Source organism: Guyparkeria sp. (assembly GCF_041687595.1).
In the GTDB taxonomy this organism is placed as follows: Bacteria; Pseudomonadota; Gammaproteobacteria; order Halothiobacillales; family Halothiobacillaceae; genus Guyparkeria.
In genome coordinates this window covers 1-12,427 of record NZ_JAWLBP010000055.1, presented here as the reverse complement: position 1 = coordinate 12,427, position 12,427 = coordinate 1, and the positions used below count along the sequence as shown (strand labels likewise).

Sequence of the window (12,427 nt, the reverse complement as noted above, 5' to 3'; positions counted from 1 at the left end):
GAGGCGCGCATCCTCTGGGACGTGACCGCCGCCGACCCGGATGCCCTGCTCGCCCGGCTGGGCGTGATCGAGCAGACCTACCGTGACCTCGAACGCCAGGGCGTGACGCCGCGCATGGTCTTCGGTTTTCGTGGCGGGTCGGTTCGACTGCTGACCCGTGACGCCCCCGACCGGGACATACAGAATGCCCAGACGATTCTGCAGATTCACGCGCGGCTGGCCGAGTTGCACACTCTGAAGGGTGTCGAGCGCATGGAGGTCTGTTCGATTGCCAGCCGGCGCGCCGGTATCACCCAGAATGACCTGATCGAGCCGCTGGTCGAGGTGGGCAACACCTTCGTCACCGCCGCGGCCTACGCGCAGCGTGGTTACGCCAAGATCAAGATCGACTGACAACCCTATGGATAACGCTCGAAGACTGGCGCTTCACGACCAGTTGCTGGAACGTCGAGAGGCATTGCGACAACTGCTGATCGACAGCGCCGATGCCACGCAGACGGTGGAGCTCGACCAGTCGCGCCAGGGTCGTCTTTCGCGCATGGATGCCCTGCAGGGCCAGGAAATGGCCAAGGCCACCCGTGCCCGGCGCGAGCACGAGCTGGCCCGCATCGAGGGTGCCCTGCGGCGGATGGAAAACGACGAATACGGCGACTGCTTCGTCTGTGGGGAACCCATTCCAGCCCGTCGACTCCAAAACGATCCCAGTGTGACGCGCTGCGTCGACTGTGCCGAGACCGACTGACGAGGAGAGCCGAGATGAATCGCATGAACACCCTGTTGGCCGGTGCCATGGCCGCAATGTTTGCCCAGCCCGTGCTTGCGGAGACGGCGGCGCCGGAAGGGCTGTATTCCATGAATGCCCTGATCGGCGCCGACGTCTTTCTCGCCGCCGATCGCAACCGCGAGGTGGGCGAGGTCGAGGACGTGCTGGTGGCCGAGAACATGAAGGTCCACGGCCTGGTGATTGAACTCGACGATGACCTCGATGGGGTGGCGGATGACGACTACCGCTTCGTCGAGGTCCAGCAGTTCTCGGTCGCGACCCGCTCCGGCGACCGGCTCGATCGCGTCTCCTACGCGGTGTTCCTCAACGACGACCTCGACCAGGTGCGCGACTACCCGCGCGTTGACAACGACTGGTGGGCCCAGACCAAGGAAGCCGCCGCCGACATCTGGTCAAGCACCAAGTCCGGGGCCTCCAGCGCCTGGCAGGCGACCAAGGACACCACCTCCAACGTCATCGACAAGACCAAGGAAAAGACCCGCGACGTGCTCGAGAGCCTGCAGCGTACCCTCGAGTAACCACGCCCTGTGGGAGCGAGCCTCGCTCGCGAAACGCGCCGGTGGCGCGTGTCCCCGCTGGGGTGATCTCGCCCGAGTTGATGCGTGGGCATTCCGTTTGGCGGCACAGCCGCTGACGCGGCTTTCGCGGGCAAGGCCCGCTCCCACAATCGGTTGACGCCTGGACACTTGCCCCTGTGGGTCGGTTACGCCTTCGCCGGCACCAGCATCCGCTTGAGGTAATGCCCGGTGTGCGAGCCCTCGACCTCGGCGACCTGCTCGGGCGTGCCCGAGGCGATGATGCGCCCGCCGCCGGAGCCGCCCTCCGGTCCCAGGTCGACGATCCAGTCGGCCGTCTTGATCACGTCGAGGTTGTGCTCGATCACGATCACGGTGTTGCCGTGATCGCGCAGGCGGTAGAGCACCTTGAGTAGTTGCGCGACGTCCTCGAAGTGCAGGCCGGTGGTCGGCTCGTCGAGGATGTAGAGCGTGTGGCCGGTATCGCGCTTGGCCAGTTCCCGCGAGAGCTTGACCCTTTGGGCCTCGCCGCCGGAGAGCGTGGTGGCGTTCTGCCCCAGCTTCACGTAGCCCAGCCCGACGTCCATCAGGGTGGTCAGCTTGCGGTGCAGGCTGGGCACGGCCTCGAAGAACTCGGCGGCCTCCTCGATGGTCATCTCCAGCACGTCGGTGATGGTCTTGCCCTTGTAGCGGATGTCGAGCGTCTCGCGGTTGTATCGCGCCCCGCCGCAGACGTCGCAGGGCACGTACACGTCCGGCAAAAAGTGCATCTCGACCTTGATCACCCCGTCGCCCTGGCAGGCCTCGCAGCGCCCGCCCTTGACGTTGAAGGAGAACCGGCCCGGCGTGTAGCCGCGCGAGCGGGCCTCCTGCGTGCCGGCGAACAGCTCGCGGATGGTGGTGAACAGCCCCGTGTAGGTGGCCGGGTTCGAGCGCGGCGTGCGCCCGATCGGCGACTGGTCGATGTCGATCACCTTGTCGAGCTGCTCGAGCCCGTGGATGTTCTTGTACGGCGCGGCCGTGGCGCTGGCCCGGTTGAGCTGGTGCGCGCAGATCTTGTAGAGGGTGTCGTTGATCAGAGTCGACTTGCCCGAGCCGGACACGCCGGTGATGCAGGTGAACAGGCCGAGCGGGATGCGCAGCGGGTCGCCCTGGAGATTGTGGCCGCTCGCCCCCTCCAGCGTCAGCATCTTCTCGGCATCGGCGCGGTTGCGCTTGGGAACCTCGATCTCCCGCTTGCCGGAGAGATACTGCCCGGTGAGCGAGTCCTGGTTGGCCTCGATCTGCTGGGGCGTGCCCTGCGCGACCACCTGGCCGCCGTGCGCACCGGCACCGGGACCGATGTCGAGCACGAAGTCCGCGGCGCGGATGGCGTCCTCGTCGTGCTCGACCACGATCACCGTGTTCCCCAGGTCCCGCAGGTGGGTGAGCGTTCCCAGCAGGCGGTCGTTGTCGCGCTGGTGCAGGCCGATCGACGGCTCGTCGAGGATGTAGGACACGCCCACCAGCCCCGAGCCGATCTGGCTCGCCAGCCGGATACGCTGCGCCTCGCCGCCCGAAAGGGTCTCGGCGCTGCGGTCCAGCGAAAGGTAGTTCAGTCCGACGTCATTCAGGAACTTCAGCCGCGAACGGATCTCGCGCACGATCGGCGTGGCGATCTCGCCGCGGGCGCCCTCCAGTTCCAGCTCGGCGAAGAAGGCGGCCGAGTAGCCGATCGACCAGCGGGTGATCGTCGGCAGGTTGTGCCCCTCGATGAACACGTGCCGCGCGGCGCGGTTCAGGCGGGTGCCATGACAACTCGGGCAGGCCTGCTCGGAGATGTAGCGCGCCAGTTCCTCGCGCACCGCCTGCGACTCGGTCTCGCGGTAGCGGCGCGACATGTTGGGCAGCACGCCCTCCCAGGGATGCGTGCGCTCCTTCGCCCGGCCGCGCGGGCCGATGTAGGTAAACGCGATCTTCTCCTTGCCCGAACCGTGCAGGATCATCTCGCGCAACTCGTCGGTCAGCTCCTCCCACGGGGTCTCGAGGTCGAAGTCGTAGTGCCGCGCCAGCGAGGAGAGCAGCGCGTGGTAGTAGGCATTGCGCCGGTCCCAACCGCGCACGGCGCCGGCGGCCAGCGACAGCTCGGGGTTGATGATCACCTTCTGCGGGTCGAAGAACTGCTTCACCCCCAGCCCGTCACAGCTCGGGCAGGCGCCGACCGGGTTGTTGAAGGAGAACAGTCGCGGTTCGAGCTCGCCCAGCGAGTAGCCGCACTTGGGGCAGGCGTGCTTCGAAGAGAAGACATGCTCTTCGTCGGAATCCATGGACACGACCATCGCCTGCCCGTCAGCCAGGCGCAGCGCGGTCTCGAAGGATTCGGCCAGTCGCAGTTGCAGGTCGTCTCGCACCTTGAAGCGGTCGACCACCACCTCGATGGTGTTCTTGGTCTTGGGATCGAGGGTCGGGATCTCGTCGATCTCGTAGACGGTGCCGTTGATGCGTACCCGCAGAAAGCCCTGCGACTGCCATTCCTGGAACAGCTTGTGGTGCTCGCCCTTGCGGTTCTCGATCACCGGCGCGAGCAGTAGCCACTTGGAGCCCTCGGGCAGGTCCATCACGTGGTCGACCATCTGCGAGACCGTCTGCGCCTTGAGCTCGATGTCGTGCTCCGGGCAGCGCGGAATGCCGGCGCGGGCGTACAAGAGGCGCAGGTAGTCGTAGATCTCGGTGACCGTGCCCACCGTCGAGCGCGGGTTGTGCGAGGTGGTCTTCTGCTCGATCGAGATTGCCGGCGACAGCCCCTCGATGGTGTCGACGTCCGGCTTGTCCATCATCGACAGGAACTGGCGCGCGTAGGCCGACAGCGACTCGACGTAGCGCCGCTGCCCCTCGGCGAAGATCGTGTCGAAGGCGAGCGACGACTTCCCCGAGCCCGACAGCCCGGTGAAGACGATCAGCTTCTCGCGAGGCAGGTCGACGTCGATGTTCTTCAGGTTGTGCGTACGTGCGCCGCGGATGCGGATGAACGGATCGGCCATGATGGTCAGGTACTTGGGTCGTTTGAATGGGCTCGCCACCGGCTTTCGGCGCGGAACCGGGTAGTGTAGTCGAAAGGGCCTCGATCTCGTTGGCCCGTGCCGCCCGTCCGGGTCGGTCGGCGATTTGCCACGTGCGCCTCGGATTCAATCCGAGCTTCCTTTATAGTGACGGTTTGCGCCGGTGACGCGACCGGCCGGCAGGAACCACGAAGGAGTTTGAATATGGCAAGCCGCGGTGTGAACAAGGTCATCATCATCGGCAACCTCGGGGTTGATCCGGACGTGCGCTACATGCCGTCCGGCGGGCAGGTCACGAACATCCGCGTGGCCACCTCCGAGCAGTGGCGGGACAAGCAGACCGGTGAGAACCGCGAGAACACCGAGTGGCACCGCATCGTGTTCTTCGGTCGTCTGGCCGAGATCGCCGGCGAGTACCTGAAGAAGGGCAGCCAGGTCTACATCGAGGGCCGCCTGCAGACCCGCAAGTGGCAGGGCCAGGACGGCCAGGATCGCTACACCACCGAGATCGTCGCCAACGAGATGCAGATGCTTGGTGGCCGACCGGGTGCCGGTGGCGGTCAGGGTGGCGGCTACGGCGGTGGTCAGGCCAGCCAGGGTGGTTATGGCGGTGGGGCCGCGGCTGGTGGTGCCGGCGCCGGCTACGGTGGCGGCCAGTCCGACTACGGCGCGCCGCCCCCGCCGCCGCGCCAGGACGAGCGCCCGGCCAAGTCCATCGATGATGGCTTCGGCGAGGATGACATTCCGTTCTGACGGCTGTCCTGCGCTGTCCGGAAACGAAAAACCCCTGTCGCCCGACAGGGGTTTTTTCACGCGCTTCGACCGGATTCCGGATGACAAAAACCCCGCTCGATGAGCGGGGTTTCGTCGTTCAGCCCGGGGTCTTTGCCTCAGTCTTTCGAGACGACCGGCAGGCCGGCTTCCTTCCAGGCGTCCATCCCGCCCATCAGGTTGGCGATGTTGGTGTAGCCCTCGCGCTTCAGCAGGCTGGCGGCGACGGTCGAGCGCATGCCCGAGCCGCAGACCAGCGTGACCGGCTCGTCCTTGCCGACGCCGTCGATGCCCGAGCGAACATCCTGCGTCTGGACGTGCCGGGCGCCCAGGGCGTGGCCATCCTCCCATTCGGTCTTCGTTCGCAGGTCGACCATCGGCCGGCGGTCATGTTCGAGTTCCGCCTTCGCGGTCTCGGCATCGACCAGCGGGATGGTGGCGAATGGCTCGCCGGCCTTCATCCAGGACTCGAAGCCGCCCTCGAGAAAGCCGACCACGTTGTCCTGTCCGGCGCGAACGAGGCAGCGGATCGACTCGCTGATCAGCTCGTCGTAGCCGTCGTCGTCGACGAGGATCAGCGGCTTGTCCGCCGGGGCGATCCAGCCGGCCCAGGTGGACAGGTCGCTGCCGAACTCGATGCCCAGCGCGCCCTTGATGTGGGCGGCGTTGAAGGCAAGTCGGTCGCGGACGTCGATGATCACCGCGCCCTTGGCGACCTGCTCCTTGAGATCCTCGAGATCGAAGGCCTCGACCACGTCCGGGTGGAGGTCGACCATCGCCTGCACCGGCTTGGGCCCCTCCGAGTTGGTGACCTTGTTGCGCGGGTAGAAGTCCGGCGCCGGCGGCAGATTGCCGATCAGCAGCTCGATGAACTCGTCCTCGTTCAATGACGGGTCGAGCAGCGGGTTGGCCTCCCGCTCGTAGCCCAGCGTGGACACCGTGCGGCCGGCCATGCCGGCACCACAGGCCGAACCCGCACCGTGGCCCGGGCGGATCTCGAGCCCGTCGGGCAGATCACGGATCTTCTCGCGCACGCTGTGGAAGGCCTGCTTGGCCAGCCCGCGCGTGGCCTCCTCGCCCAGCAGGTCCGGGCGGCCGAGGCTGCCGACGAACAGGAAGTCGCCGGTCAGGAAGACGGCCGGCACGTCGACCGAGCGGGCGCCGTCGTAGACGAGGAAGGAGATGTGTTCCGGGGTGTGGCCGGGGGTGTGCATCGCCTCGATGCGCACGTTGCCCATCTGGACGGAGTCACCTTCCTGCATGGGCAGGTGGTCGAATCCGACCTCGAAGACCTCGTTGTCGTCGTAGGCCGACAGGTGCAGCTTGGCGCCGGTCGCCTCGGCCAGTTCGCGGGCACCGGAGGCGTAATCCGCGTGGATGTGTGTGTCCAGCACGTGGCGGATGACGTAGCCCTCGCGCTCGGCGAAGTCGAGGTAGATATCGATGTCGCGGCGCGGATCGACGATGGCCAGTTCCATGCTCTGCTGGCAGCCCACCGCGTAACTCAGTTGCGAAAGGCCTTTCTCTTCGAATGCTTCGAACAGCATGAATGTTCCCCCGGATCGGTTGGGTCGTGAATGCAGTGACTCGGGAATCTATCAGAAAATTTGTTGATTGCATCAGTGGACTTTGGGCAAGCCGGAAAGTTTCGCCGGCTACCCGTGGTGCCCCGGATCGCTGTGGCCTGCCCACAACGCCGCGGTCACGGGGTTGTTGCGCGCCAGGCAGCGACTGTGATTAGCTCGAATCATCACCATTCATCCAGGGTGTGGCCGAACGTCACACCGGACAAGGAGGCCTGCGGTGCCATCGATCTGGACGGACATTGCCACCGACGCCACGGCCTTTCGCCGTCGCCTGCACCAGTCCCCCGAGCTGACCTGGCAGGAACATGCCACGGCCACCACCATTCGCCACGAGCTCGACCAGCTCGGCATCCCCTGGCGCGCCTGTGCCGGCACCGGCACGATCGGCAAGCTGGCGGCCGATGCTGCCGGTCGGCACATCGCATTGCGCGCGGACATCGACGCCCTGCCCATCGACGAGATCAGCGGCAAGACGTGGGCCTCCGGCACGCCGGGCATCATGCATGCCTGCGGACATGACGGTCACACCGCCACCCTGCTGGCGGTCGCCCGCTGGCTCAAGACCTGGGAGCGTGAACTGCCTGGTCCGGTCACCCTGTTGTTCCAGCCGGCGGAGGAGGGCGGCCACGGCGCGCGCGAGATGATCCGCGACGGGGCGCTCGAGGGGGTGGACTGGGTGTTCGGCTGGCACAACTGGCCGGCCATTCCCTTCGGCCATGCCGTCTGCCCGGACGGCCCGGTGATGGGAGCGAACGGGACGTTCGAGATCCGGTTGACCGGCAGCGGCGGACACGCCAGCCAGCCCGAGGCCTGCCGCGACCCGGTGCTCGCCGGATCGGCGGTCGTCCAGGCGATCCAGCAAATCGTCTCCCGTCGCCTGGCCCCACAGACGCCGGCGGTGGTCAGCGTGACCACCTTCGAGGCGGGCGGGGCTATCACCGCCATCCCGGATACCGCGCGCCTGGCCGGTTCGGTCCGCGTTGCGCGCACGGAGGATCGCGACGCGGTCGCCGAGCATCTCGAGCAGGTCGCGCGGGACACCGCCGCGGCCTACGGTGTCGAGGCCCGGGTCACCTTTACCCCGCGCTATCACGCCACCGTCAACCATCCCGAGCCCGCCGCGGCCTATCGCAGCACGCTGGGTCGCGTGCTGGGGGCCCAGTGGCGCGACACCCGCCTGCCGGTGCCGATCATGGCATCCGAGGATTTCAGCTACTACCTTCGAGAGGTGCCCGGCGCTTTCGCCCTGATCGGCGCCGACGACGGGCAGGGCCATCACGAGCCCTGTCATAGCCCGCGCTACGACTTCAACGACCGGTTGATCGACCCCGTGGGTCGGATCTTCGCCGACCTGGTCGGTGCGGCCGTGGTGACCGAGACGGACTGAACGAAGGCAGGTTCCGCCTGTCGGCCCAAAGAGATGCCGGACCTCCGGCCCTGGCGGTCCGCCGGCAACCCCGGCGGCCCCGACCACACCCGCAACCAGTGGAGAGACAGAATGCACATGCAGGTGTTCGAGCAGTGGGAATCCGAGATCCGCGCGTACTGTCGCGCGGCGCCGACGGTCTTTCATTCGGCGAGCAACGCCCGGCAGACCGACGAGCAGGGGCGGAGTTACATCGATTTCTATGCGGGCGCCGGGGTGCTGAACTTCGGGCACAACGACCCGAAGATGAAGGACGCGCTGATCGACTACATCCAGAATGATGGCGTCGCTCACAGCCTGGACATGTACACCAGTGCCAAGCGCGCCTTCATCAACAAGTTCGTCGAGACGATCTTGAAACCGCGCGACATGGACTACCGGCTGCAGTTCGTCGGCCCGACCGGCACCAACGCCGTCGAGGCGGCGCTCAAGCTGGCCCGACGCGTCACCGGCCGCACGCAGGTGGTCTCCTTCCACCACGCCTTTCACGGCATGACGCTCGGCGCGCTGGCCGCGACCACCAACGCGCACTTCCGCAACGCCGCCGGTGTGCCGCTGGACAACGTCGTCCACCAGGCCTTCGGCTGCGAGACCCAGTGCCCCAACTGCACGCTGGGTTGCGGCATGCCGTCGCTCGAGCGGCTGCGCGACATCTATGCCGACCCGTCGACCGGCTACGCGCCGCCGGCGGCGTTCCTGGTGGAAACCGTCCAGGCCGAGGGTGGCGTGCGCGTCGCCTCCGAGGAATGGCTGAAGGGCATCCAGGACCTGGCCCGCGAGACGGGCGCGCTGTTCATCGTCGACGACATCCAGATGGGCTCCGGGCGTACCGGGTCGTACTTCAGCTTCGACGACATGGATCTCGACCCGGACATCATCACGCTGGCCAAGGGGCTTGGCGGCTTCGGCACGCCCATCGCCATGAACCTCAACAAGCCCGAGCACGACAAGCACTGGAAGCCGGGCGAGCACACCGGCACGTTCCGCGGGCAGGACCTGTCGTTCATCGCCGGCACCGTGGCGCTGGGCTACTTCGACGACCCGACATTCATGGAGGAGACCCGCCGCAAGGGCGAGGTGATCCGAAAGCGCCTGGAGAAGATCGCCGGCAAGTACCCGCGCTTCGCCGTGCGGGGCCGCGGCATGATGCAGGCGATCGACTTCATCGACGGGGACCTCTCCAAGCGCGTGGCGCGCGAATGCTTCGACCGCGGCCTGCTGGCGGCGGTCTGCGGCTCGAAGGGCCAGGTGATCAAGCTGATCCCGCCGCTGACCATTCCCGACGACGACCTGGAGGAAGGACTGGATCTCTTCGAACAGGCCGTCGACGCCCAGGTGGAGGGCTAGACAATGCGACATCGCGACGACATGACCTTCCCGATGGAAGAGTACGAGCGCCGGCTGGGCGAACTGCGCATGCGCATGGCCGAGCGGCTCCTGGACGCGGTGATCATCACCGATCCCGAGAACCTGATGTACCTCACCGACTACCAGACCACGGGGTACTCGTTCTTCCAGGCGCTGGTGGTGCCGCTCGACAACGAGCCGTTCATGATCACGCGGACGATGGAGGAGTCCAACGTCCATGCGCGTACCTGGGTGGAGATCACCCGGCCCTACCCGGACACGGGGGACGCCATCCAGATGCTGGTCTCCTCCCTGAAGGAATTCGGGCTGGCGAACAAGTACATCGGCTACGAGCGGAACAGCTACTTCTTCCCCGCCTACCAGCAGGACGCGCTGCACACCACGCTTACCGGGGCGAAGCTGCTGGACTGCTTCGGCATCGTCGAGTGCGGCCGGCGCACCAAGTCGATCCACGAGATCGAGGTGATGCGCCGCGCGGCCATCGCCACCGAGGCCGGCATGAAGGCCGGGCTGGAGGCCTGCAAGGCGGGTGTGACCGAGAACGAGATCGGTGCCGAGATCTGCGCGGCGATGTTCCGTGCCGGCGGCGAGCCGCCCGCCGTGCTGCCCTACGTCACCTCCGGGCCGCGCACCATGATCGGCCACGCCACCTGGGAGGGGCGCGTGGTCAAGCCCGGCGAGCACGTCTTCCTCGAAGTGGCCGGCTGCTACCGCCGCTACCACACCGCGATGATGCGCACCGCCGTGCTGGGCGAACCCAGCGAGCTGATGTGGAAGGCGCAGGAGCGCATGAAGGAGGCGCTCGAGCGGGTCAAGGCGCTGATCCGTCCGGGCGTGACCGTCTCGGACGCCGACAACCTGGTCCGTTCGATCATGACCGTCGACGACGCCCACGGGAAGCTGATCACCCGCTCGGGCTATTCCATTGGCATCGCCTTCCCGCCCAGCTGGGACGAGGGCTACATCCTCAGCCTCATGCACGGCGACAAGACCGTCCTGCGCGAGGGCATGACCTTCCACATCATCCCCTGGGCGTGGGGCGTGGACGGTGACAAGACCTGCGGCATCTCGGACACCATCTACATCACCTCGGATGGCTGCAAGTCGTTCTTCGACATGGAGCAGAACTTCACCGTCAAGCTGGAAGAAGGTCGCCGCGAGATCGAGGAAGAGCCCGTGATCGAGCTGCTCGCCGCCGACGTCAGCAGTGATCACCCGGGAAAGGCCGGCGAGCAGGCCGCCCGAAAGGCGGCGGAGAAAACGACCGGGAAGACGGGCAAGCCCGCATCCGGGAACAGCAACAAGGAGACGCGCGCCTCATGACCCAGACCGTCATCAACCCCACCAACGGCCAGACCTTGCACGAGTTCCCCGTGCTCGACCCCGCCCAGCGCGATGCCGTTCTGGAACGGGCGGACGTGGCCTACCGCGACTGGCGCAAGACCAGTTTCGGTGAGCGCGCCGCGCTGATGAGTCGTGTCGCCGAGGTCATGCGAGACGACCGCGAGCGCCTGGCCCTCTTGATGACCGACGAGATGGGCAAGCCCATCCGCGAGGCCCGCGGCGAGGTGGACAAGGCCGCCTGGTGCGCCGAGCACTACGCCGCGCACGCAGAGCGGTACCTGGAAGCGGAAATGCTCGGCTCGGACGCCACCGTCAGCTACGTGCAGTACCTGCCGATTGGCACGGTGCTTGGCATCCTGCCGTGGAACGCGCCGTTCTGGCTCGCCTTTCGCTTCGCCGCCCCGGCGCTGATGGCGGGCAATACCTGCGTGATGAAGCACGACGCCCACGTGCCCGCCTGCGCGGCGGGCATCATCGAGTCCTTCGAGAAGGCCGGCTTCCCGCAGGGCGTGTTCCAGAACATGCCGCTGGAGAGAGACGACATCGCCGGGGCGATCGAGAACGAGAGCGTGCGCGCGGTGTCGTTCACCGGTTCCGACCATGCCGGATCGATCGTCGCGGCCACCGCCGCGCGGCACATCAAGCCGGCCGTGCTGGAACTGGGCGGTTCCGACCCGGTGATCGTGCTGGCGGATGCCGATCTCGAGGCCGCCGCCGACACCGTGGTGCTCTCGCGGATCATCAACGCCGGGCAGTCCTGCATCGCGGCCAAGCGCATCATCATCGAGGAGTCCATCTACGAGCGCTTCCTCGACATGATGAAAGTCCGCCTCGAGAAGCTGAAGATGGGCGACCCGCGCGAGGAATCCACCGACGTCGGTCCCATCGCTCGCGCCGATCTGCGCGACGGTCTGCATCGCCAGGTGCAGGCATCCGTCGATGCCGGCGCGCGCTGCCTGATGGGCGGCGAGATGCCCAAGGGTGACGGCTTCTTCTACCCGGTCACCCTGCTCGCCGACGTCGACGATTCCATGGTCGCCTTCTGCGAGGAAACCTTCGGCCCGATCGCCGTGGCCATGTCCGCCCGTGATGCCGACGAAGCCCTCGAGATGGCCAACGGCACGCAGTACGGCCTGGGCGCGGCCGTCTGGACCGGCGACACGGCCCGCGCCATCAACATGGCCCGCGACATCGAGACCGGCCAGGTCGCCATCAACGGCATCGTCAAGACCGACCCGCGCCTGCCCAGCGGCGGCGTGAAACGCTCCGGCTACGGCCGCGAACTGGGGCCGCACGGCATCAAGATGTTCGTCAATGCGCAGCAGGTCTGGGTGGGGCCGAAGCAGGGATAGAGCCTGAAGCTGACAGCTGGAAGCTCGAAGAGAGAGGCCGGCGCGCCGAGCGGGGGAGAACCCGCCGGGGCGCTGGCCTTTTGCTTGTGTGGCCGATCACGGCGGGCGCGCACGACGTCGGCTAAACATGCGATCATGCGTATCAGGGTGCAATGCCCACAGGGAATAACAACGAACAAGGAGATGTCATGTCACCGCAAGCGAAACTCATTGCCGGCCTCGGCCTGCTGCTCGGTTTGAGCG

At 66.7% G+C, this 12,427-nt stretch carries 10 protein-coding genes; 8 read left to right on the top strand and 2 right to left on the bottom strand.

The window, feature by feature from the left end; translation table 11 throughout:
* From ACESL5_RS08475 to ACESL5_RS08465, 3 genes are all read left to right on the top strand, one after another.
* Positions 1-393, top strand: a 393-nt coding sequence (locus tag ACESL5_RS08475) for a DsrE family protein (protein WP_372592348.1), incomplete at its 5' end; no start/stop codon positions are given.
* Between the two features lie 7 nt (positions 394-400).
* A complete protein-coding gene (locus ACESL5_RS08470) occupies positions 401-742 on the top strand; it encodes a TraR/DksA family transcriptional regulator (RefSeq protein ID WP_372592347.1) in 342 nt (113 codons plus the stop codon).
* A gap of 14 nt (positions 743-756) precedes the next feature.
* Positions 757-1,302, top strand: coding sequence for a hypothetical protein (locus ACESL5_RS08465; RefSeq protein ID WP_372592346.1), 546 nt, complete (start codon positions 757-759; stop codon positions 1,300-1,302).
* A gap of 185 nt (positions 1,303-1,487) precedes the next feature.
* Here the strand turns inward: ACESL5_RS08465 and uvrA are convergent, their stop codons facing one another.
* Positions 1,488-4,319 carry an excinuclease ABC subunit UvrA gene (uvrA, locus tag ACESL5_RS08460; RefSeq protein WP_372592349.1) on the bottom strand — a complete coding sequence of 944 codons (2,832 nt, stop codon included), beginning with the start codon at positions 4,317-4,319 and terminating at the stop codon, positions 1,488-1,490.
* Positions 4,320-4,541: 222 nt separating this feature from the next.
* Between uvrA and ssb the strand changes: the two genes are divergently transcribed.
* Positions 4,542-5,090 (top strand): single-stranded DNA-binding protein, encoded by a 549-nt coding sequence (ssb, locus tag ACESL5_RS08455; protein WP_372592345.1) that lies wholly within the window; start codon positions 4,542-4,544, stop codon positions 5,088-5,090.
* 137 nt (positions 5,091-5,227) lie between these two features.
* Here ssb and ACESL5_RS08450 read toward each other — a convergent pair whose 3' ends face one another.
* Positions 5,228-6,655, bottom strand: a complete 1,428-nt coding sequence (locus tag ACESL5_RS08450; RefSeq protein ID WP_372592344.1) for an MBL fold metallo-hydrolase — start codon at positions 6,653-6,655, stop codon at positions 5,228-5,230.
* 256 nt (positions 6,656-6,911) lie between these two features.
* Between ACESL5_RS08450 and doeB2 the strand changes: the two genes are divergently transcribed.
* From doeB2 to ACESL5_RS08430, 4 genes are all read left to right on the top strand, one after another.
* Positions 6,912-8,081, top strand: coding sequence for a N(2)-acetyl-L-2,4-diaminobutanoate deacetylase DoeB2 (gene doeB2 / locus ACESL5_RS08445; protein ID WP_372592343.1), 1,170 nt, complete (start codon positions 6,912-6,914; stop codon positions 8,079-8,081).
* 111 nt (positions 8,082-8,192) lie between these two features.
* Positions 8,193-9,467, top strand: a complete 1,275-nt coding sequence (locus ACESL5_RS08440) for an aspartate aminotransferase family protein (RefSeq protein WP_372592342.1) — start codon at positions 8,193-8,195, stop codon at positions 9,465-9,467.
* A 3-nt stretch (positions 9,468-9,470) separates the two neighbouring features.
* Positions 9,471-10,811, top strand: coding sequence for an ectoine hydrolase (doeA, locus tag ACESL5_RS08435; RefSeq protein ID WP_372592341.1), 1,341 nt, complete (start codon positions 9,471-9,473; stop codon positions 10,809-10,811).
* On the top strand, positions 10,808-12,184 hold the full coding sequence (locus ACESL5_RS08430; protein WP_372592340.1) for an NAD-dependent succinate-semialdehyde dehydrogenase: 1,377 nt from the start codon (positions 10,808-10,810) through the stop codon (positions 12,182-12,184). Before doeA ends, ACESL5_RS08430 begins: the two co-directional genes overlap by 4 nt.
* The last annotated feature ends 243 nt before the right edge of the window (positions 12,185-12,427 follow it).

Coding starts and splice junctions, on each gene's coding strand:
- ACESL5_RS08470 (WP_372592347.1), top strand. CDS start 401: ATGGATAACGCTCGAAGACTGGCGCTTCACGACCAGTTGCTGGAACGT.
- ACESL5_RS08465 (WP_372592346.1), top strand. CDS start 757: ATGAATCGCATGAACACCCTGTTGGCCGGTGCCATGGCCGCAATGTTT.
- uvrA (WP_372592349.1), bottom strand. CDS start 4,319: ATGGCCGATCCGTTCATCCGCATCCGCGGCGCACGTACGCACAACCTG.
- ssb (WP_372592345.1), top strand. CDS start 4,542: ATGGCAAGCCGCGGTGTGAACAAGGTCATCATCATCGGCAACCTCGGG.
- ACESL5_RS08450 (WP_372592344.1), bottom strand. CDS start 6,655: ATGCTGTTCGAAGCATTCGAAGAGAAAGGCCTTTCGCAACTGAGTTAC.
- ACESL5_RS08440 (WP_372592342.1), top strand. CDS start 8,193: ATGCACATGCAGGTGTTCGAGCAGTGGGAATCCGAGATCCGCGCGTAC.
- doeA (WP_372592341.1), top strand. CDS start 9,471: ATGCGACATCGCGACGACATGACCTTCCCGATGGAAGAGTACGAGCGC.
- ACESL5_RS08430 (WP_372592340.1), top strand. CDS start 10,808: ATGACCCAGACCGTCATCAACCCCACCAACGGCCAGACCTTGCACGAG.